Annotated in this window: 22 protein-coding genes; 15 read left to right on the top strand and 7 right to left on the bottom strand. The window is 66.6% G+C overall.

Annotated features, from left to right (window positions below; all coding sequences use genetic code 11):
• The first annotated feature begins 13 nt into the window (after nt 1-13).
• From WS95_RS10195 to WS95_RS10205, 3 genes are all read left to right on the top strand, one after another.
• On the top strand, nt 14-895 hold the full coding sequence (locus WS95_RS10195) for a LysR family transcriptional regulator (RefSeq protein WP_059823699.1): 882 nt from the start codon (nt 14-16) through the stop codon (nt 893-895).
• A gap of 177 nt (nt 896-1072) precedes the next feature.
• Nucleotides 1073-1372, top strand: coding sequence for an ArsR/SmtB family transcription factor (locus tag WS95_RS10200; RefSeq protein WP_059823700.1), 300 nt, complete (start codon nt 1073-1075; stop codon nt 1370-1372).
• Nucleotides 1373-1392: 20 nt separating this feature from the next.
• Nucleotides 1393-2745, top strand: coding sequence for a pyridoxal phosphate-dependent decarboxylase family protein (locus WS95_RS10205; protein ID WP_059781536.1), 1353 nt, complete (start codon nt 1393-1395; stop codon nt 2743-2745).
• Between the two features lie 3 nt (nt 2746-2748).
• On the opposite strand, the gene WS95_RS10210 is transcribed toward WS95_RS10205, so the two are convergent.
• Nucleotides 2749-3666 carry a LysR family transcriptional regulator gene (locus WS95_RS10210; RefSeq protein WP_059823702.1) on the bottom strand — a complete coding sequence of 306 codons (918 nt, stop codon included), beginning with the start codon at nt 3664-3666 and terminating at the stop codon, nt 2749-2751.
• A 144-nt stretch (nt 3667-3810) separates the two neighbouring features.
• On the opposite strand from WS95_RS10210, the gene WS95_RS10215 reads away from it, so the two are divergent.
• The 9 genes from WS95_RS10215 to WS95_RS10250 all read left to right on the top strand — a co-directional run bounded on the left by WS95_RS10215 (nt 3811) and on the right by WS95_RS10250 (nt 13771).
• Complete coding sequence (locus WS95_RS10215; RefSeq protein ID WP_059823703.1) at nt 3811-5034, top strand: Zn-dependent hydrolase; 1224 nt, start codon at nt 3811-3813, stop codon at nt 5032-5034.
• A 121-nt stretch (nt 5035-5155) separates the two neighbouring features.
• On the top strand, nt 5156-5623 hold the full coding sequence (locus WS95_RS10220) for a cupin domain-containing protein (protein WP_006488377.1): 468 nt from the start codon (nt 5156-5158) through the stop codon (nt 5621-5623).
• A gap of 254 nt (nt 5624-5877) precedes the next feature.
• Nucleotides 5878-6258, top strand: coding sequence for a hypothetical protein (locus tag WS95_RS10225; protein WP_059823705.1), 381 nt, complete (start codon nt 5878-5880; stop codon nt 6256-6258).
• A gap of 432 nt (nt 6259-6690) precedes the next feature.
• Nucleotides 6691-7488, top strand: coding sequence for a hypothetical protein (locus tag WS95_RS35710; RefSeq protein WP_257139699.1), 798 nt, complete (start codon nt 6691-6693; stop codon nt 7486-7488).
• Entirely contained in the window at nt 7485-9059 is a 1575-nt protein-coding gene (locus WS95_RS35715; RefSeq protein ID WP_257139700.1) for a glycoside hydrolase family 92 protein, read from the top strand. Before WS95_RS35710 ends, WS95_RS35715 begins: the two co-directional genes overlap by 4 nt.
• Before the next feature lie 64 nt (nt 9060-9123).
• Nucleotides 9124-11766 carry a GH92 family glycosyl hydrolase gene (locus WS95_RS10235; RefSeq protein WP_059823707.1) on the top strand — a complete coding sequence of 881 codons (2643 nt, stop codon included), beginning with the start codon at nt 9124-9126 and terminating at the stop codon, nt 11764-11766.
• A 361-nt stretch (nt 11767-12127) separates the two neighbouring features.
• The gene (locus WS95_RS10240; RefSeq protein WP_059781654.1) at nt 12128-12346 is read left to right on the top strand and encodes an AbrB/MazE/SpoVT family DNA-binding domain-containing protein; all 219 of its coding nucleotides are present in this window, start codon (nt 12128-12130) and stop codon (nt 12344-12346) included.
• On the top strand, nt 12346-12765 hold the full coding sequence (locus tag WS95_RS10245; RefSeq protein WP_059781526.1) for a PIN domain-containing protein: 420 nt from the start codon (nt 12346-12348) through the stop codon (nt 12763-12765). Before WS95_RS10240 ends, WS95_RS10245 begins: the two co-directional genes overlap by 1 nt.
• Before the next feature lie 184 nt (nt 12766-12949).
• Nucleotides 12950-13771, top strand: coding sequence for an SDR family NAD(P)-dependent oxidoreductase (locus WS95_RS10250; protein ID WP_059781523.1), 822 nt, complete (start codon nt 12950-12952; stop codon nt 13769-13771).
• A 76-nt stretch (nt 13772-13847) separates the two neighbouring features.
• Here WS95_RS10250 and surE read toward each other — a convergent pair whose 3' ends face one another.
• From surE to WS95_RS10265, 3 genes are all read right to left on the bottom strand, one after another.
• Nucleotides 13848-14627 carry a 5'/3'-nucleotidase SurE gene (gene surE, locus WS95_RS10255; RefSeq protein WP_059823708.1) on the bottom strand — a complete coding sequence of 260 codons (780 nt, stop codon included), beginning with the start codon at nt 14625-14627 and terminating at the stop codon, nt 13848-13850.
• A 188-nt stretch (nt 14628-14815) separates the two neighbouring features.
• The gene (locus WS95_RS10260; protein ID WP_006486305.1) at nt 14816-15124 is read right to left on the bottom strand and encodes an AzlD family protein; all 309 of its coding nucleotides are present in this window, start codon (nt 15122-15124) and stop codon (nt 14816-14818) included.
• On the bottom strand, nt 15117-15851 hold the full coding sequence (locus WS95_RS10265) for an AzlC family ABC transporter permease (protein ID WP_059823710.1): 735 nt from the start codon (nt 15849-15851) through the stop codon (nt 15117-15119). Before WS95_RS10265 ends, WS95_RS10260 begins: the two co-directional genes overlap by 8 nt.
• Before the next feature lie 125 nt (nt 15852-15976).
• On the opposite strand from WS95_RS10265, the gene WS95_RS10270 reads away from it, so the two are divergent.
• From WS95_RS10270 to WS95_RS10280, 3 genes are all read left to right on the top strand, one after another.
• Complete coding sequence (locus WS95_RS10270) at nt 15977-16435, top strand: Lrp/AsnC family transcriptional regulator (protein ID WP_006486309.1); 459 nt, start codon at nt 15977-15979, stop codon at nt 16433-16435.
• A gap of 225 nt (nt 16436-16660) precedes the next feature.
• Complete coding sequence (locus WS95_RS10275; protein WP_006494615.1) at nt 16661-17230, top strand: hypothetical protein; 570 nt, start codon at nt 16661-16663, stop codon at nt 17228-17230.
• Between the two features lie 148 nt (nt 17231-17378).
• Nucleotides 17379-18059, top strand: coding sequence for a YebB family permuted papain-like enzyme (locus WS95_RS10280; RefSeq protein WP_059823711.1), 681 nt, complete (start codon nt 17379-17381; stop codon nt 18057-18059).
• Nucleotides 18060-18113: 54 nt separating this feature from the next.
• Here WS95_RS10280 and WS95_RS10285 read toward each other — a convergent pair whose 3' ends face one another.
• From WS95_RS10285 to WS95_RS10295, 3 genes are all read right to left on the bottom strand, one after another.
• Nucleotides 18114-18746, bottom strand: coding sequence for a LysE family translocator (locus WS95_RS10285; RefSeq protein WP_059823713.1), 633 nt, complete (start codon nt 18744-18746; stop codon nt 18114-18116).
• A 142-nt stretch (nt 18747-18888) separates the two neighbouring features.
• Nucleotides 18889-19758 (bottom strand): PASTA domain-containing protein, encoded by an 870-nt coding sequence (locus WS95_RS10290; protein WP_059823715.1) that lies wholly within the window; start codon nt 19756-19758, stop codon nt 18889-18891.
• 106 nt (nt 19759-19864) lie between these two features.
• Complete coding sequence (locus WS95_RS10295; protein ID WP_059823716.1) at nt 19865-20197, bottom strand: DUF2322 family protein; 333 nt, start codon at nt 20195-20197, stop codon at nt 19865-19867.
• Nucleotides 20198-20250 lie beyond the last annotated feature (53 nt).

The following is a 20250-nucleotide window of genomic DNA, read 5'->3' on the forward strand; positions in this document are numbered from 1 at the left end:
GAGGGAGCGAACAATGCTGCTCGACAACCTCGCGCTGTTCCTGCGCATCGTGGAAAAGGGCGGGCTGGCCGCGGCCGGCCGCGAGGTCGGCCTGTCGCCGGCCACGGTGTCCGAGCGGCTGACGGCGCTCGAGCGCCACTACGGCGCGGCACTGCTCACGCGCACGACGCGCGCGATCAGTCTGACCGACGAGGGGCGCACGCTGGTGGACGGCGCGCGACGCCTGCTGGCCGAGGCCGACGAGCTCGAAAACCGCGTGCGGCTGGGCGTGCGGACGCTGTCGGGGCCGGTACGGTTGAGCGCGCCGGCCGATCTCGGGCGCGAGCGCGTCGTGCCCGTCGTCGATGCATTCCTGGCCGACCATCCGGGCGTGACGGTCGACCTGCATCTCGGCGACGGGTATGTCGACCTCGTCGGGCAGGGGCTCGATTTCGCGATCCGCCGCGGCACGCTGGCCGACAGTTCGTTGCGCAGCCGTTCGCTCGGCCGTGCGCGGCGCGTGGTGTGCGCGTCGCCCGCGTATCTCGCCGCACATGGCACGCCAATGCACCCGGACGAACTCGCCGCGCACGACTGCATCGTGATGCGCTTCGGCCAGGAGCTGTATGCCGAATGGCCGTTCAGCATTGACGGCGTATTGAAGCGCGTGGTGGTGCGCGGCCGGCGCGTCGCCAACGACGGGGCGCTCGTGCGCGCGTGGTGCATCGCGGGGCACGGCATCGCGCTGAAGTCGCTGGTCGACGTCGAGCGCGATCTGGCGTCGTGCGCGCTCGTCGAGATCCTTCGAGACTTCTCGCCGGGCGAAGTCGATCTGCAGATCGTCTATCCGGGGAGTGCGGCGCAGCCGCGGCGTGTGCGGGCGTTGATCGACAGGCTGGCACAGGCGCTGGCCTGAAGCACGTTGCCTGCGCGCGCTTCGAGCGGTTGAAGCGGCGATCTCGCTGCGATCACATCGAATGTGCGACGGTGCATGCCGGCGAACGTCATTATGCGTCGAAATCCCCCTTCGACTGCATTGCCCACATTTTGTCATTTAGCTAATATTCAAAACGTTAAACGAATCCGCACCCCCATGGACGACGTCACCCGCATCAGCGCCTTGGCCAACGAAAGCCGTCTCGCCGTGCTGCGCTGGCTCAAGCAGCCGCGCAAGCATTTCCCGCCGCAACCGCATGGCGACGTCGACGAACTCGGCGTGTGCTGCACGTACATCACCGAGAAGCTCGGCATCGCGCCGGCCACGACCACGCGCCACATGCGCATCCTCGCGGATGCCGGGCTCGTGCAGGCGACCCGCGTCGGCAAGTTCACGTACTACAAGCGGATCGACGGCGCGCTGCAGCAGCTCGGCCGCGATCTCTCGAAACTCTGACCCTGACCGAGGCAACCGACATGGACGAACTTGCATTGCTGGCCGACGCCGATCGGCGCGCACACGCGTATCTGGCCGCAACGAACGAGCGGCGCGCGTTTCCCGACGCGGCTGCGCTGGCCGGTCTCGCCGCGTTCGACGAACCGCTGCCCGACGCGGGCCGCCCGGCCGACGACGTGCTGCGCCTGCTGGACGAGCGCGGCACGCCCGCGACGGTCGCATCGAACGGCCCGAACTACTTCGGCTTCGTGATCGGCGCGACGCTGCCGGCCGCGGCGGCGGCCGAGCGGCTGATGCTCGCGTGGGACCAATGCGCGTCGTCGTATGCGAATTCGCCGGTGGCGGCGACGCTCGAGCGCCAGGCCGCGCGTTGGGTCGTCGATGCACTCGGGTTGCCAGAGGGCAGCGCGGTCGGCTTCGGCACGAGCGCGACGGCCTGTACGCTCGTCGCGCTGGTGGCCGCGCGGCGTGCGCTGCTCGCGCGCAAGGGCTGGGATATCGACGAGGACGGGCTGATCGGCGCGCCGGAAGTGAAAGTCGTGATCTCCGCGCTCGCGCACATCACGGTGAAGAAGGCGCTGCGCGTACTCGGCTTCGGGATGAAGCGCATCGTCGTCGCGCCGGTCGATACGCATGGCCGGATCGACCCGGCGCAGTTGCCGCCGCTCGACGACATGACCATTTTCTGCGTGCAGGCGGGCGAAGTGAACACCGGCGAATTCGATCCGTTCGCGGCGTTGATTCCGCCCGCGAAGACGGCCGGCGCGTGGGTGCACGTCGACGGCGCGTTCGGCCTGTGGGCGCGCGCGTCGTCGAAGCGCGCGCTGACGGACGGCATCGACGGCGCGGACAGCTGGACGACCGACGGTCACAAATGGCTCAACACGCCGTACGACGGCGCGATGGTGATCTGTCGCGACGCGGCCGCGCTCGCCACCGCGATGAACAGCGACGCCGTCTATCTGAGCGGCGCGCACGATGCGCAGAAGAACCTGAACCTGGAGTTCTCACGCCGTGCGCGCGGCATTCCCGTGTGGGCCGCACTGCGCTCGCTCGGCCGCGCCGGCGTCGCGACGATGGTCGAGCGGCATTGCGCGCAGGCGGCGCGGGTCGCCGACGGCCTGCGGGCGGCCGGCTACGACGTGCTGAACCGCGTCGTGCTGAACCAGGTGCTCGTGCGCGCCGGCACCGACGAGGAAACGGCGGCGATCCTCGAAGCCGCGCAGGCGTCGGGCGACGTGTGGTTCGGCGCGACCGTGTGGCAGGGGCGGCCGGCGTTCCGGATCAGCGTGTCGTCTTGGCGCACCGAGGACGCGCACATCGATCGTCTCGTCGCGTTGCTAACGAAGCTGCGCGGCGTGCACGTGGGTTGAGCGTCACGCGTCGTCCGCGGCCGACACGGTTGCAGACGCACCCTTCAGGCACTCGATGAAGTGCAGCGCGGCCGGCGTCAGCAACGCATGCCGCCGCATCACGATCGCGACCGTCAGCGCCGGCATCGGCTCGGCGAGATTCAACGCGACGATCCCGCGCGACTGGCGTTCGACCTCGGCGAGCGGCCGCGCGAACACGCCGAGCGCATCCGTCTGCGACACGAGCCCGAGCGTCGCGGCAAACGACGGGTAGTGCACCACGCGTTTCGGCGCGTCGAGGCCGAACGGCATGAAGATCGAGCGGATCAGGTCGTCGCCGCCTTCGCCGTAGCGCGGCACGCACCAGTGCGCATCGACGAGCTCGCGCAACGAGCGGGCCCGCGCGAGCCGATGCCGGCTTCGCGCGACGACCGCGAACGCCGTGCGGAACAATGGAATGCTCGCGAATTCGTCCGGGTCCGGCAGCGCGTTCGACAGTTGGTGCGTGACGATGAAGTCGAGCGAGCCGTCGCGCAGCCGCGCGAGGTCCGTCGCGGTCAGTGCATCGTCGACGTTCAGCGTCGCGCCGGGCAGGTCGTGCGTGAAGGCCGCGAACGCGGGCGGCAGGATCGTCAACGCGACGGTCGGGCTGACCGCGATCGATACCGAGCCGGTCGTGCCCAGCCGCAACTGCTCGATCTCGTCGCGCGTGCGCTGGATCTCCTCGACGATCAGCCGCGCGCGAATCGCGAATGCGCTGCCGTAATCGGTCAGCGCGATCCCCTTGACGCTGCGCACGACGAGCGGCACGCCCAGCTCGTGTTCGAGCTCGCGCACGATGCCGCTGACGGCCGGCTGCGTGACGCCGAGCGCACGCGCCGCACCGCGAATGGTGCGATGCTCGGCGACCGCGAGAAACGCATCGAGTTGCTTGAGCTTCATGGGCGATCGATCCAGTGAGAAAGAAGGCACGGGATTCCGGGCGGAACGCCGGGTGACAAGTAAAAATTATCGTCCACAACGAAATCTTGGATTTTTCTTATTGGATCGAGTGTATATGCTCAGTGCTTTTCAGGAGCGGCGACGATGATGCGCGTGAACCAGCAGAGACTGTGGGATTCGCTGATGGAGATGGCGACGATCGGCGCGACCGCGCACGGCGGCAGTTGCCGGCTCGCGCTGAGTGACGACGATGCGCAGGGCCGGCGCCGCTTCATCGCATGGTGCGAGGCCGCAGGCTGCGAGATCCGCATCGATCCGATCGGCAACGTGTTCGCGCGCCGGCCCGGCACGCAGCCCGGCTTGCCGGCCGTGATGTGCGGCAGCCATCTCGACACCCAGCCGCTCGGCGGCCGCTTCGACGGCGTCTATGGCGTGCTCGCGGGCCTCGAGGCGATCCGCACGCTGAACGAGCACGGCATCGCGACGCGGCACCCGATCGACGTCGTCGCGTGGACCAATGAGGAGGGCTCGCGCTTCACGCCGGGCATGATGGGCTCGGCCGTCTATGCGGGCGCGCTCGATCTCGACTACGCACTGGCGCGCCCGTGCATGCAGACGGGGGTGCTGCTGCGCGACGAACTCGAACGCACCGGTTTCGCCGGCCCCGCGCGCGAGCGACAGATGCCGAAAGCGTATTTCGAAGCGCATATCGAGCAGGGGCCGGTGCTGGAGCAGGCCGGCTTGCCGATCGGCGTCGTGACGGGGGTGCAGGGCATCTACGAGCTTGACGTCACGGTGACCGGCTTCGAGTCGCATGCGGGCACGACGCCGATGAGCGTGCGCCGCGACGCGATGGGCGTGGCGGCCGCGATGATCGCCGCGATCGTCGAGCACGGTCATGCGTTCGATGCCGATGCGCGCGTGACCGTCGGCCATGTCGCGTGCCAGCCGAATTCACCGAGCACGATACCGGGCAAGGTGCGCTTCAGCGTCGACGTGCGCCACCCGTCGCGGCCGGCGTTGCAGCAACTCGTCGCCGATATCGAGGCAATCTGCATGGCGCGCACCGCGCTGCGTGGCACGAGCGTGCAGGCGCAGACGATCTCCGAATATGCGCCGGTGGTGTTCGATGTGGACTGCGTCGCGCGCGTGCGGCAGGCGACGGCCGCCGCCGGCTATCCATACCTGGAGATGTGCAGCGGCGCGGGGCACGACGCGGTGAACCTGTCATACGTCGCGCCGTCCGCGATGGTGTTCGTGCCGTGCAAGGCCGGGCTCAGCCACAACGAAGCGGAAGATGCCGATCCGGTGCACCTCGCGCAAGGCGCGTCGGTGCTGGCGAACCTGCTGGCCGATTGCGCACGTTAACTGCGTCGCCGGGTGCGGTTCGGCGCACCCTTGCCAGCGTGAAAATGTCGGACAATAGCCGCTGCGCGCGCCGCGCCGGCGTCGCGCGTTCAACCGAAGCATTCACGCTTGCGAGATCCCCATGTCGACTCCCTTTCCCCGGGAACTGCTGAAGGCCGCCGATATCGCGAAGATGGAACCGACGCGCGCGGTGCATTCGCTCAATCCCAATGCCGTGCGTCTGAAGCGACCGCTCAGCGACCTGACCGGGCTGACGCAATTCGGCGTGCACCTGCTCACGCTGATGCCCGGCCACGAATCGGCCGAATATCACCGCCACCTGTACGAAGAGGAATTCGTGTACGTGCTGTCCGGCACCGGCGCGGTGACGATCGGCGAGCACGCCAGTGAAATCGGCCCCGGCGATTTCATCGGCTTTCCGCGCGGCGGCGACGCGCATACGGTGCAGAACACTGGCGATGCGCCGCTGGAACTGCTCGTCGGCGGCCAGCGGCTCGAGCACGACGTGTGCGAATACCCGCGCATCGGCAAGCGGCTTTATATCGCGGGCGAGCTCGAGGAGTATGTCGAGCTGCCGAAACAGCCGTGACGGCCGGTTGCACGTCATTTTCCGAGCAAGCTGTTCGTACAAAGTGCGCGCCGGAACTACCGCGGACAGATAGTGCGTGCACATCGAATACTCGGTGAATGTCCCGATCTCGGACGAGTGAGATGATACCCGTCGCCGGCGCATGCATCGCGAAGCCACGAAGGTCGTAAACGTGGCCGCGCGAGATGCGCGATTCGTGCGCACAATGCTCTTGATTCCAATGGAATGGTTGTCGTCGGCTGCTGCCTATATCGATGCGTCAGATACCTTTTCTTGCTTTTGCACTTTCGGCCCTTGTGCCCGGTCTGGTGTGGTCGTATTGGGCCGACGATCCCGGATCACTCAAATACTCCATCCCAATCGCCTACCTGGGCACGGCAGCGTTTGCCATTCCACAATATCTGCTGGTCACGAAATACTGGCGCGTTTCGATGATTTCATTGTGCCTGTGTGGCAGCATCACGGGGGTGTTGACTTGGATTGCCACTTATTTGATTTACACCGCGATCTGGGATGACGATGTTTTCAAGGACGGTTTGGCGGTCGTTCTCGGGTTCATGGCGTTCGTGGGCCTCGGGGCACTGGCGGGCTTCGTGTTCTGGCTCATGCATCGTTGGCAGCGATCCGAACGATGAATTTGCTCCTCGCGGGTGGGGGCGACGACGGATTCCATATAAAAATCGAATCAATCGCTTTTGTTTAGATAAACAAAATAAAAGTTCGTAAAAACACGGGGTAGAGAAAACGCGTTTATTTGGGCACGCTGGTGCCCATTGTCCGTTTCTGGGTGCCGGTATTTCGATAGGTCGGTGCATCTTTTTCGGATACCAGAATGCGGAAATAAATACGCGCCCGGCATTTTCGACCGATTGCGCGGGTGCGCGACAAGTCACGAAAAGATTCCTGATCGAAAGCTCAGTAGTTCGAACAAACTGCTTGATTCAAGAACGAAACGGAGACAGGCGATGTCGAGGAACTGGGGGGTGGGAACGGCGCTGCTAGCGCTGTGTGTGGCCGTAGCTTCCTGCGGCGGCGATGGCGATTCGCCGTCGGCCGTGGCGGCGAACATGTCGACGTCCGCGCAGTCGCAGGGCAATGAGAACGGCAACGGCGGCAACGACAACAGCAACGACAATGAAAGCGGCAACGGCAACGAAGCGGCAAGGAAAAACGCCGACATCCGCGTCGTCCAGTACGTCAACCCGCTGATCGGCACCGACTACGCGACCGACCAGCCGGCCGACCCGGTCGGCTCGGGCCTCGGCGGCGGCACGTTCCCCGGGCCGACGGTGCCGTTCGGGATGATGCAGTGGAGCCCGATGACGCCCACCGCGCAATACGACGGGCGCAAGGGCGACGGCTCCGGTTTCTCCGGCGGTTACTGGTACGGCGACACGTCGATCAACGCGTTCAGCATCCTGCATCTGAGCGGCACCGGCTGCTGGGCGAACGGCGGCTACCTGAACGTGATGCCGCAGCTCGCGCCCGGCGACGCCGGCACGCCGGCCACATTCGATCACGCGAACGAAACCGCGCAGGCCGGCTATTACGGCGTCACGCTCGGCAACGGCATCAAGGCCGAGCTGACGACGACGTTGCGTACCGGCTTCGCGCGCTTCACGTACCCGGCGCTCGCGCAGGGCCAGCAGGCGACGATCGCGATCGATCCGACCGTGCTGAACAACCGCGCGCAAGGCACGACGAGCGACACGGTCAGCCAGGTCGGCGGCCGCGCGCTGTCGGGCACGATCGCGGGCGGCGGATTCTGCTGGGCCGGGCATGCGGTGCCCGTCTACTACTACGCGGAATTTAGCCGGCCGTTCGCGCGAAGCCGGCGCTGTCGAACAACCGCCCCGTCACGTTGACGTTCGACGTCGACAGCAAGCATCCGGACGTGATGATGAAGCTCGGCATCTCGTTCGTCAGCGAAGCGAACGCGAAGGCGAACCTGCGTGCGGAGAATCCGGAAACGGATGTGCGAGGCGAACGGAACTGGCGTTTCGACAAGGTGCGCCGCGCGGCGAGCGCCGCATGGAACGCCCGCCTGAACGCGATCCAGGTCGCGGGCGGAAGCGATGCCGACAAGACCAAGTTCTATACCGCGTTGTATCACGCGTCGCTGCATCCGAACGTGTTCAACGACGTGAACGGCCAGTATCCGGATTTCTACGCGTCGAACGGCGCATCGACCGCTCCGACGCGTCAGGTCGAAAACGGCCGCACGATGTACGCGAATTTCTCCGGCTGGGACATCGACCGTTCGTTCATCCAGTTGCAGGCGTTACTCGATCCGGTGCGCACCAGCGACATCGTGCAGTCGCTCGTGCTCGATGCGAAGGCCTGCGGCGCGTTCCCGCGCTGGGCGTACTTCAATACGGAGACGGCCGTGATGCCCGGCGATGCGGGCTCGATCATCGCGGCGAACGCGTATGCGTTCGGCGCGACGCACTTCGATACGCAGGCCGCGCTGTCGATCATGAAGGCCAGCACCGCGCCGGGCGCCGCGTGCGCCGGCACGCCGGTGATGGGCAGCCGTGCGGACTACGACCGGCTCGGCTACGTGCCCGCATCGGGCAGCGGCGACAACCAGACCGCGTCGAACACGCTCGAATACGCACTGCGCGATTTCGCGGTGTCGCGCTTCGCGACGGCGCTTGGCGACACGGCGACGGCCGGCGCGCTGCTGAAGTCGAGCGGCAACTGGCAACACCTGTTCGATCGCGGCGCGATCCAGCCGAAGACGTCGGCCGGCGCGTGGGTCACCGACGGGTCGGGCTTCATGGAAGGCAATTCCGAGCAATACACGTGGTACGTGCCGCACGATCTCGCCGGCGTGATCGCGCAGGCGGGCGGCGCCGCGCCGGTCGTCAAGCGGCTCGACACGTTCTTCACGCATCTGAACATCGGCACCGAGCAGCCGTATTTCTACGTCAGCAACGAAGTGACGATGGCCGTGCCGTGGGTCTACGCGTGGGCCGGCGCGCCGTCGCATACACAGCGCGTGCTGCACGCGTCGCTCGCCAACGCGTTTGGCCCCGGCGCGGCGGGGCTGCCCGGCAACGACGATCTCGGCGCACTGTCCGGCTGGTACGTGTGGGCCGCGCTCGGTCTCTACCCGGTCGTGCCGGGCGTGAGCGGCGTCGCGCTGTCGAGCCCGCAGTTCGAGACGATCACGGTGCGCGTCGGGCAGCAGGACGGCAGCTACCGCCTGCTGCACATCGTCGCGCCGGGCGCGGGTTCCGGCGACCGCGCGTCGTTCTACGTGAAGTCGCTGAAGCTGAACGGCACGTCGTGGCCCGCCGCGTGGCTACCGCTCGAGCACATCGCGAAGGGCGGGAAGCTGACGTATGCGATGACGGCGGATGCGAGCGCCGCGACGTGGGGCGCCGATGCATCCGCGATGCCGTCATTCCCGCGGCCGGCGGGCGCGCAGTAGGGCGGGAGGATCGAAGAGCGGTTCTTGCCGACAGGATCGACGCAAGAGATGGAGGGACGAACGGATGAAGCTACGTCACGTGGTGGGTATCGGATGCCTTGCCGTGTTGTCGGGGTGCGGCGGCGATCAGGGGGCAACGGATGCGAGCGTGCTCGCGCAGATGTCGAACGCACCGGGCAACCAGAACGACCAGGGCGATCAGAACGATCAGGGGGAAAACGGCGGTGCGCACAAGCGATCGGTGCTGCGCAGCGTCGATCCGATGATCGGCACGGCCAACCTCGACATCAACGCGGACTGGAGCAGCGGCGTGCGCGGCCATGGCCACGTGTATCCGGGCGCGACCGTGCCGTTCGGCATGGTGCAGCTCGGGCCGGACACGACCGGCGGCGCGCATACGCTGCCGTGGAACTGGGATCGCACGTCGGGCTATCAGTACGACGATTCGCTCATTACCGGCTTCACGCATACGCACCTGTCGGGGACCGGCATCGGCTCGGGCGGCGAAGTGCGGTTCCTGCCGACGCTCGCGCCGGTTGATACCGCGACGCTGGCCAAGGTCGCCGCCGATGCATCGATCACCTACGACGCGTCGTTCAGCCACGACGACGAAACCGCGAGCCCCGGCTACTACCGCGTGAAGCTGGCGTCGGTCGGTAGCGGCAACACGCCGTGGAACGTGCAGGGCGCGAAGATTCTCGCGGAAATGACGGCGACCACGCACGCGGGCGTGCATCGCTACACGTACTTCCCGAGCGCGGCGACGCAGAAACGCAGCATGATCGTGAGCATCGACAACCCGATCGGCGGCTCGACCGCGAGCGGCAAGATCCAGGTCGTCGACGCGCGGACGATCGCCGGCTGGCAGTTCACCAACAACTGGGCGAACAACAAGTCGACGTATTTCGTCGCGCGGTTCTCGAAGCCGTTCGATGCGCAGCACGTCGCGTTCAGCGGGGACGGCTTCAAGGCATACCTGACGTTCGCCGACGGCAGCGACGGCGGCGCGGTCACGGTGAAGGTCGGCATCTCGCCGTCGAGCATCGCGGATGCGCAGGCCAATCTCGAGTCGGAAGTTGGCGCGAAGTCGTTCGACCAGGTGCGCGGTGCGGCGGAGCGCATGTGGAGCGCCGCGCTCGACCGGGTCCGGATCAAGGGCGGCAGCGCCGACCAGCGGACGATGTTCTACACGTCGTTGTACCGCACGATGCTCGCGCCGACGGTCTACAACAACGCGGACGGCAGTTACGTCGGCATGGATTCGTCGAACGATGGCACGACGTCGCCGCCGACCACCAGCAAGCATGCGGACCCGGGCTTCGACTATTCGTCGACGTTCTCGCTGTGGGACACGTTCCGCGCCGAGGCGCCGCTGATGACGCTGGTGCAGCCCGAGCGCGTCGACGGCTGGGTAAAGTCGCTGCTGACGCAGTTCGCGCAGAACGGCAAGGGCGAGCTGCCGGTGTGGCCGCTCGCGCAAACGGAAACCTTCACGATGGCCGGCCACCCGTCGATTCCGATGATCGCCGACGCGTACCTGAAGCGCCTGACGAGCGCGAGCATCGACGACATCTGGACCGCGTTGACGACCACGCAGCGCGCGAGCGCGCACGGCTTCGACCAGTATCGTCAGCGCGGCTACGTCTATGCGGGCGACAACGCATCGGTGTCGACCACGCAGGACTATGCGTTCGACGACTGGGCGACGGCCGCGGTCGGCAAGGCGGCCGGCAAAGGCGCGGCCGACTACCAGCCTTATCTGACGCGCAGTCAGAACTACCGGAACGTGTTCAACCCGGCGCCGAACAACGGCTGGAAGTTCTCGCAGCCGAAGGATGCGCAGGGCAACTGGGTCGCGGGCTTCGATCCGACGGCCGCCGAGAAGACCGACTTCTCCGAATCGAATTCGTGGGTCGACACGTGGAACATCTTCCACGACTTCCCGGGGTTGATCACGCTGCTCGGCGGCAAAAGCCAGTTCATCGCGCAGCTCGACCGCACGTTCGATCCGGCCAATCCGCTGACCTTCCAGTACAACCAGGGCTTCCCGGACCTGACCGGCCGCAGCGGCCAGTTCTTCGCGGGCAACGAACCGGCGAACCACCTGCCGTACCTGTACGACGTCGCCGGCATGCCGTCGAAGACGCAGGACCGCGTGCGCACGGTGATGGACGACATGTACTCGCTGACGCTCACGGCCGGCGATCGTGCGTTGCTGAGCGGCGACAGCCTGAAGGCCGCGCTGAACGATCCGCAGCGCGTGCGCGATGCGGCGATTCCTGGCAACGACGACTGCGGCCAGTTGTCCGCATGGTACGTGCTGTCCGCGCTCGGCATCTATTCGCTGAATCCGGTGGGCGGCGTGTTCTATTTCGGCACGCCGCTGTTCGAGGAGGCATCGATCGACATCCCGGTGGCCTTACGCAACGGCGCTGGCGGCGCGTTGAAGTTCGGCGGTGCGCGACGCTTCACGATCACCGCGCATACGGCGTCCGGCGCCGCACCGTCGTCGGTCAATCGCTACGTGCAGTCGGTCAGCCTGAACGGCACGCCGCTGCATCGGCCATACATCACCTATGACGAGATGAAGGCGGGCGGCAGGCTCGATTTCGTGATGGGCTCGACGCCGAACGATGCGTGGGTCGGCCAGTGGAACAGCCAGGATCCGAACAGTGCGCTCGCGCCGGCGCTGGCGTTGATCAACTAGTTGGCAGGGACGCCGTAACAAGGTCGCCTTGATTTCGGCGCACATTTGCCGGATTCCGGCAGTACGCCGAGCCCGGCGAGAAGACGGGCCGCAGAACAACGCGGCCGCTACCTGTACGGGGAACGGTGACGGCAACTGGCCGCAGGCCAAGTGTCGACACCGTCGCGCCGCCCGCGCTCAACTAATGCGGCTTTGCTATTTGGGGGCGTATCAGGTTGACTGACTCGCCGTCACTCGGGTTCCGAGTGGGGCGGTCAGTAGCGGCTTCACGCTTTGACCGGTTTGCCTGTCGCTCGCCACTACCGCGTATTGCGAAGAGGGGTAAGATGCCTTACAATTAATTGAAAAGTAAGGAGATATGATGTTCGAAGCCACACTTACCAGCAAGGGGCAACTTACATTGCCGGCCGGCATCCGGCATGCGCTTGGCCTCGCCGCAGGCGTGCGGATTGTCTTCACACCACTGGATGACGGTACGGTCATTTTGCGCGCCAAAACCCGCAGCCTGCTTGATTTGCAGGGTGCCCTACCGTCGATCACAAGTGTGCCAATCGATGCCATGAGGATAGGCGACGCTTGATGCCCAGTCTTGATACAAACATTCTGGTGCGTTGGTTGACCAATGACGACGTTGACCAAGTCGCGCATGTCCGTGAGCTGTTTGCCGCTTCGGCTGGACAAGCGGACGCATTCTACATACCGGTAACCGTGATGCTCGAACTCGAATGGGTTCTGCGATCGCGCTATAAATTCGACCGCCAGCAGATCCTGACTGCGCTCACGGCCCTGCTCGAGACGCGGGAACTGAGTTTTGAAGCGGAGGGGGCGCTTGAACGTGCGCTGCACATGTATCGCGAGCACGGCGGGGACTTCGCAGACTGCCTGCACGTCGGCCAGGCTAGTGCAGCTAGTCGGGCACCTCTACTCACATTCGACGAGCGTGCTGCACGGTTGCCTGGCGCCGAAATTCTTGGTGCGGGGCGAGCGCAGTTGCTATGAGTCCTGCAGGATTGCGGTGATGTCGGCCGTACGTCGCTTAAGAGTCGCAATAGGCGGAACGGGTTCTACTAGAACGCCCTTCTAGGTCCTTCGTGGATGTGATCTTGTTGTTGTCGCCATCACGTTCGTGTCCAGTTGCGTCGTCGCCTATGATGCGGGAACGCCACTAACTGGGTTCCACGCCATGGACGCGCCGCTGCCGCCGATGTCTGCCCCGATTGCCGAAACGACACCTGAGACCGAAGCCGCCGGCGAGCCGCGCGCGGCGCGCGTGCACCGGCCGGTCGCGCTTGTCACTGGCTCGACGTCGGGGATTGGCGCGGCCGTCGCGCGTCGCCTGGCAGCCGACGGCTACGCGGTGATCCTGCATTCGCGCTGCTCGGTCGATACCGGGCGTGCAATGGCACGCGAACTCGGTAGCGCTTATGTGCAGGCCGATCTCGCCGACGATGGCGAGCGCGCGCGGTTGATTCGCGATGCGCTCGCGGTGTACGGGCGCCTCGACGTGCTCGTCAACAACGCGGGCGTCAGCCGCGTGATTCCGCATGACGACCTCGCGGCGGCCACCCCCGACGTGTGGCGCGAGATGCACGAAATCAACGTGATCGCGCCGTTCCGGCTGGTGGCCGAAGCGGAGGCCGCGCTGCGCGAGTCGGCGTCGCACGGGCGGGCCGGGTGTGTCGTGAACGTCAGCTCGCATGCGGGCGTGCGCCCGAAGGGCGCGTCGATTCCGTATGCGGCCGCGAAGGCCGCGCTCAATCACACGACACGGCTGCTCGCCCGCACGCTCGCGCCGGCGATTCGCGTCAACGCGGTCGCGCCGGGGCTCGTCGATACGCCGCTGACCGCCGACTGGACGGACGCGCAGCAGCTCTGGCGCGAGCGCGCGCCGATGCGGCGCGCGGCGACGCCGGACGATATCGCGCAGACGGTCGCGATGCTCGTCGCCTCCGATTACGTGACGGGCGAGATCGTGATGCTCGACGGCGGGCTGAACCTGACTTGACGGGATGACGCGGTGAACCGGCGGCGGCGCGCGCATCGTATGCGCAACCGCCGGGTTCGTTCGAACGCGCGATCGATCAGCCGAGGTTCGACCGCAGCCGCGCGAGCGCCTGATCGTGCGTGCGCTCGAACTTCAGCGGCGTGACCGCGATATACCCTTCGCCCAGCGCGACCGTTTCCGAATCTGCATCGTCGTCGCGCGGTGCGCGCGCGAGCTTCAGCCAGTGATAGTCGATCTCGCGCGGGTCGCGTCCCGACACGATCTCGACGCCCTGCAGCGTGCCGGCGCCCTGGTTCGTCACCTTCATGCCGCGTACGTCGTCGGCCGGCCGCGGCGGGAAATTCACGTTGAGGCACGCGTCGCTGTCCCAGCCGGCGGCGACGAGCCGGCGGATGACGTCCGGCGCATGCGCGCGTGCGGTGTCCCACGGCACCGCATTGCGATCGGTGAAGGCTTGGCTCAGCGCGATGGCCGGCACGCCGACCAGCATGCTCGTCATCGCCGCGCCGACCGTGCCGGAAAACACCGTTTCGGTGCCGAGGTTCGCGCCGCGATTCACGCCGGACAGCACGACGTCGGGCCGCGCGCCCTTCATCAGGTGGCTGACTGCGATCGCGACGCAATCGCCGGGCGTGCCGCGCACCGCGAAGCGGCGCTCGCCCTTGCGATGCACGCGCAGCGGTTCGTGCAGGCTCAGCGAATGCGACGTGCCGCTCTGGTCTTCGGCTGGCGCTACGATCCACACTTCGCGCGCGAGTTGCGTGGCGACCTGTTCGAGTATTTCAAGGCCGGGAGCGTCGAATCCGTCGTCGTTGGTGAGCAGGACACGGTCGAACAGCGGGCGGGTTTCTGGCATCGGGACGATCCTCGCGAAGGGCAATGAGACGGGAAGTGCGGCGTGGCGCAAGCCACAAGGCTAGCACTCCGGCCCGAGAATCGTCGGGTCGCGCCCGAGGCGCCGGTCGGCTTGGACGTGAAACGGGCGCATCGCGCGCCCGTTCGTCGTGTCGTGGAATGCGGTGCCGGGGTGGCCGGCGACACCGCTCAGCCGAGCAGGTAGCGCAGCAGGCCGGCCGACACGACGCCGACGATGACGGTCGGCAGGATCGACAGGCGCGTCGCCGCAAGCAGCGTGAGTGCAAGCGCGAGCAGGTCGGCCGGGCGCGTCGACACGAAGGCCGGCGCGATCACCGAGATCAGCACGCAGCCCGGTACGTTCTCCATCACCGACGCCATCCGCGGGCTCAGCGTGCGGTTGCGCAGCAGCACGTAGCCGAGAATGCGCGACAGGTAGGTGGTCGACGCCATCAGCACGATCGTCGCGACCGTGCCGAAATCCGGAAGCTCAGGCATTGCGCGGCTCCCACAGCAGCGCGGCGATCAGCCCTGCGCACGCGCCGGCCGCGACATACCACGCACCGGGCAGCGCGAGATGGGTGGCCGCCGCGACGACGAGGCTCACGAACCACGGACGGCTCGCGCGCACCCCTTTCCACATCCCGCGCAGCAGCACCAGAAACACGGCCGTGAACGCCATGTCGAAGCCGTACTGTTCGACGTTGCCGATCGTCGGGCCGACCGCCGCGCCGAGCGTCGTCATCGAGATCCACGTCAGGTAGAGCCCGATGCAGATGCCCGCGTAATAGGGCACGCTGATGTGCGTGGCCGAGTGCTCGCGCGCGTCGGCGAGCGACATCGCCCAGCTCTCGTCGCACATGAAGAACAGCGCGAGGAAGGCGCGGCGGCGCGGCAGGCGCCGGATATACGGCGCGAACGCGGCGCCCATCAGGATGTGGCGCGAATTCACGAGGAACGACATCGCGACGATCAGCGCGATGTGCGGCGGCGACGTCCACAGATGGATCGCCGCGAACTCGGAGCCGCCGCCGAAGTTCAGGCCCGTCATCATCGGCACCTCGAACAGGCTCAGCCCTTTTTGCGCCGCCTGTGCGCCCAGCACGAGCGCGAACGGTACGAAACCCAGCATGACGGGCAGCGCCGTGCGCAATCCGCGACCCATCTCGGCAAGATACGCGGGCTTGTCGCGAAGCCCGGACGACGTTGAAACGCTACTGCTCATCACTCCTCCTTCGGGGGAGGGATTGTCTGCTTTTTTGACTCGAATCGGGTTGCGTTGTCGCCAGATTTTTCTCAAAATTTGGCATTGGGCGAGTGATATGTGAATTTTTTGGAATCGGATGCCAAATGAAACTTGACGCTATCGACCGCCGGATCCTGAGCGCGCTGCAGCGCGACGGCCGCATGCAGAACGTGGAGCTCGCGCACGAGGTGGGGCTGTCGCCGTCGCCGTGCCTGCGGCGCGTGCGGCTGCTCGAGGAAGCCGGCGTGATCGAGAAGTACGTGGCCGTGCTGAATCCGGCGAAGGTCGGCAAGGGGCTGACGATTTTCACGCGCGTGTGGCTAAAGGGGCAGGACGCGGAATCGGTGAACCGTTTTGCCGAGGCCGTCCAGCAGATGCCGGAAGTCGTCGAATGCCACCTGATGGCCGGCGACTGCGATTTCCTGCTGCGCGTCGTCGCGGCCGACATCGACGATTACCGGCGTTTCCAGATGGAATACCTGACGCGTATCCCCGGCGTGCTCAGCGTGAAGACCGACATTCCGATGCAGAAGGTCAAGCTCACGTCGGCGCTACCGACCTAGCGCGAAGCGGGCGCGCGGTGGCGCGTCGACGCGCGGTCATCGCGCGGTGACAATCGCCCGATACACTGACGGGGTGAGTCGCGTCGCACGGCGTGCCGGTGCGGTCGCGTACTGTTCGATGTGCAAGCAACTAACGGTCAATGCCGACGCGATCGGCCCAGCGGCGCTGCGTTGCGCGCCGGGCCGCGCGTCGCAGAGGATGCGTTTCTTCCTGTCGAGCCCTACATGCAGCCATTCAATACGCCGTGGAATTCGCTGGAAATCGTCAAGCTCGCGCTCGGCGTGCTGACGCCGTTGTCGGTCGCCTGTCTCGGCTGGCTCGTCGCGCGCCGACTGAAGCGGCTCGAGCTCGTGCAGTGGACCAACCAGCGGCTGATCGAGAAGCGGCTCGCGCTGTACGACACGGTCGCGCCGCAGCTCAATGCGCTGCTGTGCTTCTACACGTGGATCGGTTACTGGAAGGACATCTCGCCGGACGACGTGATCCGCGCGAAGCGTGACCTCGACCGCACGTTCCACATCTACCGCTACCTGTTCGACGACGACGTGTACGACGCGTATCACACGTTCATCCACGCGCTGTTCGAGATGCATACGGGGCCGGGCCGTGACGCGCGGATCCGCTCGCTGATCCAGGCGCCCGACGGCGACCGCAGTGTGCACGGTTCGTATCAATGGAAGCCGGCGTGGTCCGAGCGTTTCTCGACCGCGAATGTCGTGTCGAAAGACGACGTGCTGCGGCATTACACGCGGTTGATGGAGCGGCTGCGCGTGGCGCTGGGTGCGACGCGCTGAAGGGTGCCGCGTTCGGGCGCTTCGCGTGTCACGCCAGTATCGAAATCCGCCACCCGGCGGCGCGGATTCCCGCCCTTGCAGATGAAGCGGATGCGGCGTGCGGCTGCGCCTGCCATGCTCGCACCATGTCCACTCGCGCGAGGTTTGTATGGTCGTCGACACCGGCCGCCAGCCGCTTCCGGTCCGTTCGCCCGGCGCACGCCGGCGGCGGCTCCTTTCCACCGGCGCTCCCGACCCGCTTGCCGAGCCGTTGCCGGCCGAACCGGAAATCGGCGACATCGTCTTCATCCGCGTCACCGTGCGGCCGTTTCTCGAAGTGGCGAGCGCGACGCGTTCATGGACGAATCACGTCGGCATCGCCGTCGGCGAGCGCGGCGGCGAGACGCTGATCGCCGAAAGCACGTTTCCGCTGTCGCGCGTCACGACGATGTCGCGGTTTCTCGCACGCTCCGAGCGCGGCGCATGCGTGATCGCGCGGCTCAGGCAGCCGCTCGACGCCGCGCAGCGTCGCGAACTCGTCGCCGCGGCGATGCGCCGGATCGGTGTGATCTACGACACGGGTTTCAATCTCGCGTCGCGCCGGCAGTTCTGCTCACGTTTCGTGCGCGAGGTCGTGTGCGAGGCGACGCGGATCGTGCTCGGCGACGTCGAGACCTTCGACACGCTGCTGCACCGGAATCCCGATCATCCGCTCGGTTTCTGGAGGATCTGGTATTTCGGCCGGATTCCGTGGAACCGCCGCACGGTGACGCCGGCAAGCTTGCTCGACAGCGGTGCGTTGCGCGTGGTGATGGACACGCGTGATTCGGGCACCGGTCGCGACGACTGACGACCTCGTGTGTCGTCGGGGCTCGCACGGTTCCGTTCGCGCTGCTGGCTGCCCTCAGTGCCGTCCCGCCATCGCGAGCCGCGCCGCCAGCCCCACGAACACCGACCCCAGCAGATACTGCGGTACTTTCGACGGCCGGCGGCGCGCGCCGATCCGCTGGCTCAGCCGGCTCGCGGACAGAATCACCGCGCCGTTCACGACGATCCCGATCAGGTTGAGCACCGTCGCGAGCACGAGAATCTGCACGGCGATCGAGCCGTGCTCTGGCCGCACGAACTGCGGGAACAGCGCGAGCACGAACAGCGCCATCTTCGGGTTCAGCAGGTTCGTCGTCAGCCCTTGGCGAAAGATCGTCGCGGTCGAATGGCGACGTGGCGACGCGACGGGCGACAGCGCGGTCGCATCCGAACGGAAGGTTTTCCACGCGAGATACAGCAGATACGCGGCGCCGGCGAAGCGCACCGCGTCATAGGCGAGCGGCACCGCGACGAACAGCTGCGACAGACCGAACGCGGCCGCGAGCGCGTGGCAGTAGGTGCCGGCCTGGATGCCCGCGAGCGTCGCGAAGCCGACGCGTCGCCCCTGGCTCACACTGCGGGACGCGATCAGCAACATGTCGGGGCCCGGCGTAATGGTCAGCGCGAGACACGCGCCGGAGAACAGCGCGAACGTGGAGAAGTCGATCATGGCAGTCCCTTTTGCGGGTGCGGCGTAAAAGGGAAGCCAGTTTAGGAGGGCGGGCGACGCCGGTCAATCGAGCGAACGGAAGATCGCCTGGCGGCACGGATCGCATGACGCATGCATCGTGCATGCGCCGCCTGCACGCCGTTCACTGCTTGCGACAGGCAACCTGATAGTCGATCACGGTGTTCTCGGAAGGCCGGTCCGGCTCGCCGCCCACCGTCGTCACGCCGAGCACGCCGGCCGCATTCCGGTAGCGCAGCGCGCAATACCCGACGCCGGTGCCCGAGCACGCTTCGGCTTCGATAATGCCGTGCTTCGCGAGCGTTGCAGCCCCGTCCGTCGCGTCCGGCTTCTCGCGCGGCCGCAGCGGTTGCCAGCCATGCGCGATCAGTATCTTGCGGGCCGCGTCGAGCGGCTTGCCGTATACGTTCGGCACGACCGCGCGGCCGCTGCAGTGCGTGCTTTCGGCGGCGACGCGGGTCAGCCGCAGGCCGCCGTTTTCCTCGTGCAGCTCGCCGACGGGCGCTCCGGGGCCGTCGCCGCCCCAGACGAGCAGTGCACCGTTTTCCAGACGATCGACCGAGCCGAGCTGCCAGCCCGCCTTGCGCGCCGTGTAGCCGAGCGCGACGAGCGTCGTGCCGTCGAATACGCCGAGGTTGCCGTTGCGCGCGAAACAGATCGCGCTCGTGCCGGCGTTGAATCCGCTCGCGAAGCTCACGACCGTGTAGCGCCCGAGCGGTGCCTCGGATGTCACGATCCAGTCGCGCTTCGCGACTTCGCGGCCGGCCGCCGTGGTCGGCTTCGCGCGATATTGCGTGCAGAACGGATCGAGCGAACCGCTTTCAGGCGAGTGCGGCAGCGTGCCGAGCGGCACGAGCGACGCTCCGGCGATATCGGAGGCCGTGCGCAGCGGCTCTGCCGATGCCGTGCCGCCGAACGTGGCGCCGGCAAATACCGCGATCGAAACGATCGACGCCAGATGCCGGGTGAGCGGTGAGGCAACGGAAGGAAGCACGCTGGTTGTCTCCGGGGAAAGTGGGACGGGTGCGGCAAGCGCTTTTTCGCCGGTCCGTCACGGTCGCGCGCGCCGCCTGGCGGCACGCGTGCGTGTCGCCGCCGACTCAGTCCTTCGCGACGACGTCGATGCGCAGTGCGTCGCCGCCGGCCACGATCGCCAGCAGACGATCGACGTTCGGGTGTGCGCCCGGACGATTGCGTGCGTCGGCCGTATGCTCGGCGAACACCGCGAGGCCGTGCTCGGCCGCTTTCGCGTCGAGCGTGCCGAACGCCTGCTTCAGATAGTGGTACACCGCGAGCGAGCCCTGCTTGCCCGGCTGGTTCTCGATGGTCGCGACCACGTCGCCGTTCGCGCCGACGAGATCGATGCGCGCGATGCCGTCGATGGCCGGCAGTTGCGCGAGGTTGTTCTTGAATACTGGGGTCGGTTGAATCACTGAAAACACTCCGTCGGTTCGGTCATGGGCCAAGGTGCGTGGCCGGCCGTATC

This window comes from Burkholderia sp. MSMB1826 (genome assembly GCF_001526325.1).
GTDB lineage: Bacteria > Pseudomonadota > Gammaproteobacteria > Burkholderiales > Burkholderiaceae > Burkholderia.

Coding starts and splice junctions, on each gene's coding strand:
- WS95_RS10275 (WP_006494615.1), top strand. CDS start 16,661: ATGCAGCCATTCAATACGCCGTGGAATTCGCTGGAAATCGTCAAGCTC.
- WS95_RS10265 (WP_059823710.1), bottom strand. CDS start 15,851: ATGAGCAGTAGCGTTTCAACGTCGTCCGGGCTTCGCGACAAGCCCGCG.
- WS95_RS10210 (WP_059823702.1), bottom strand. CDS start 3,666: ATGAAGCTCAAGCAACTCGATGCGTTTCTCGCGGTCGCCGAGCATCGC.
- WS95_RS10260 (WP_006486305.1), bottom strand. CDS start 15,124: ATGCCTGAGCTTCCGGATTTCGGCACGGTCGCGACGATCGTGCTGATG.
- WS95_RS10235 (WP_059823707.1), top strand. CDS start 9,124: ATGAAGCTACGTCACGTGGTGGGTATCGGATGCCTTGCCGTGTTGTCG.
- WS95_RS10200 (WP_059823700.1), top strand. CDS start 1,073: ATGGACGACGTCACCCGCATCAGCGCCTTGGCCAACGAAAGCCGTCTC.
- surE (WP_059823708.1), bottom strand. CDS start 14,627: ATGCCAGAAACCCGCCCGCTGTTCGACCGTGTCCTGCTCACCAACGAC.
- WS95_RS10220 (WP_006488377.1), top strand. CDS start 5,156: ATGTCGACTCCCTTTCCCCGGGAACTGCTGAAGGCCGCCGATATCGCG.
- WS95_RS10285 (WP_059823713.1), bottom strand. CDS start 18,746: ATGATCGACTTCTCCACGTTCGCGCTGTTCTCCGGCGCGTGTCTCGCG.
- WS95_RS10215 (WP_059823703.1), top strand. CDS start 3,811: ATGATGCGCGTGAACCAGCAGAGACTGTGGGATTCGCTGATGGAGATG.
- WS95_RS10205 (WP_059781536.1), top strand. CDS start 1,393: ATGGACGAACTTGCATTGCTGGCCGACGCCGATCGGCGCGCACACGCG.
- WS95_RS10250 (WP_059781523.1), top strand. CDS start 12,950: ATGGACGCGCCGCTGCCGCCGATGTCTGCCCCGATTGCCGAAACGACA.
- WS95_RS10280 (WP_059823711.1), top strand. CDS start 17,379: ATGGTCGTCGACACCGGCCGCCAGCCGCTTCCGGTCCGTTCGCCCGGC.
- WS95_RS10270 (WP_006486309.1), top strand. CDS start 15,977: ATGAAACTTGACGCTATCGACCGCCGGATCCTGAGCGCGCTGCAGCGC.
- WS95_RS10225 (WP_059823705.1), top strand. CDS start 5,878: ATGCGTCAGATACCTTTTCTTGCTTTTGCACTTTCGGCCCTTGTGCCC.
- WS95_RS10245 (WP_059781526.1), top strand. CDS start 12,346: ATGCCCAGTCTTGATACAAACATTCTGGTGCGTTGGTTGACCAATGAC.
- WS95_RS35710 (WP_257139699.1), top strand. CDS start 6,691: ATGTCGACGTCCGCGCAGTCGCAGGGCAATGAGAACGGCAACGGCGGC.
- WS95_RS10195 (WP_059823699.1), top strand. CDS start 14: ATGCTGCTCGACAACCTCGCGCTGTTCCTGCGCATCGTGGAAAAGGGC.
- WS95_RS10240 (WP_059781654.1), top strand. CDS start 12,128: ATGTTCGAAGCCACACTTACCAGCAAGGGGCAACTTACATTGCCGGCC.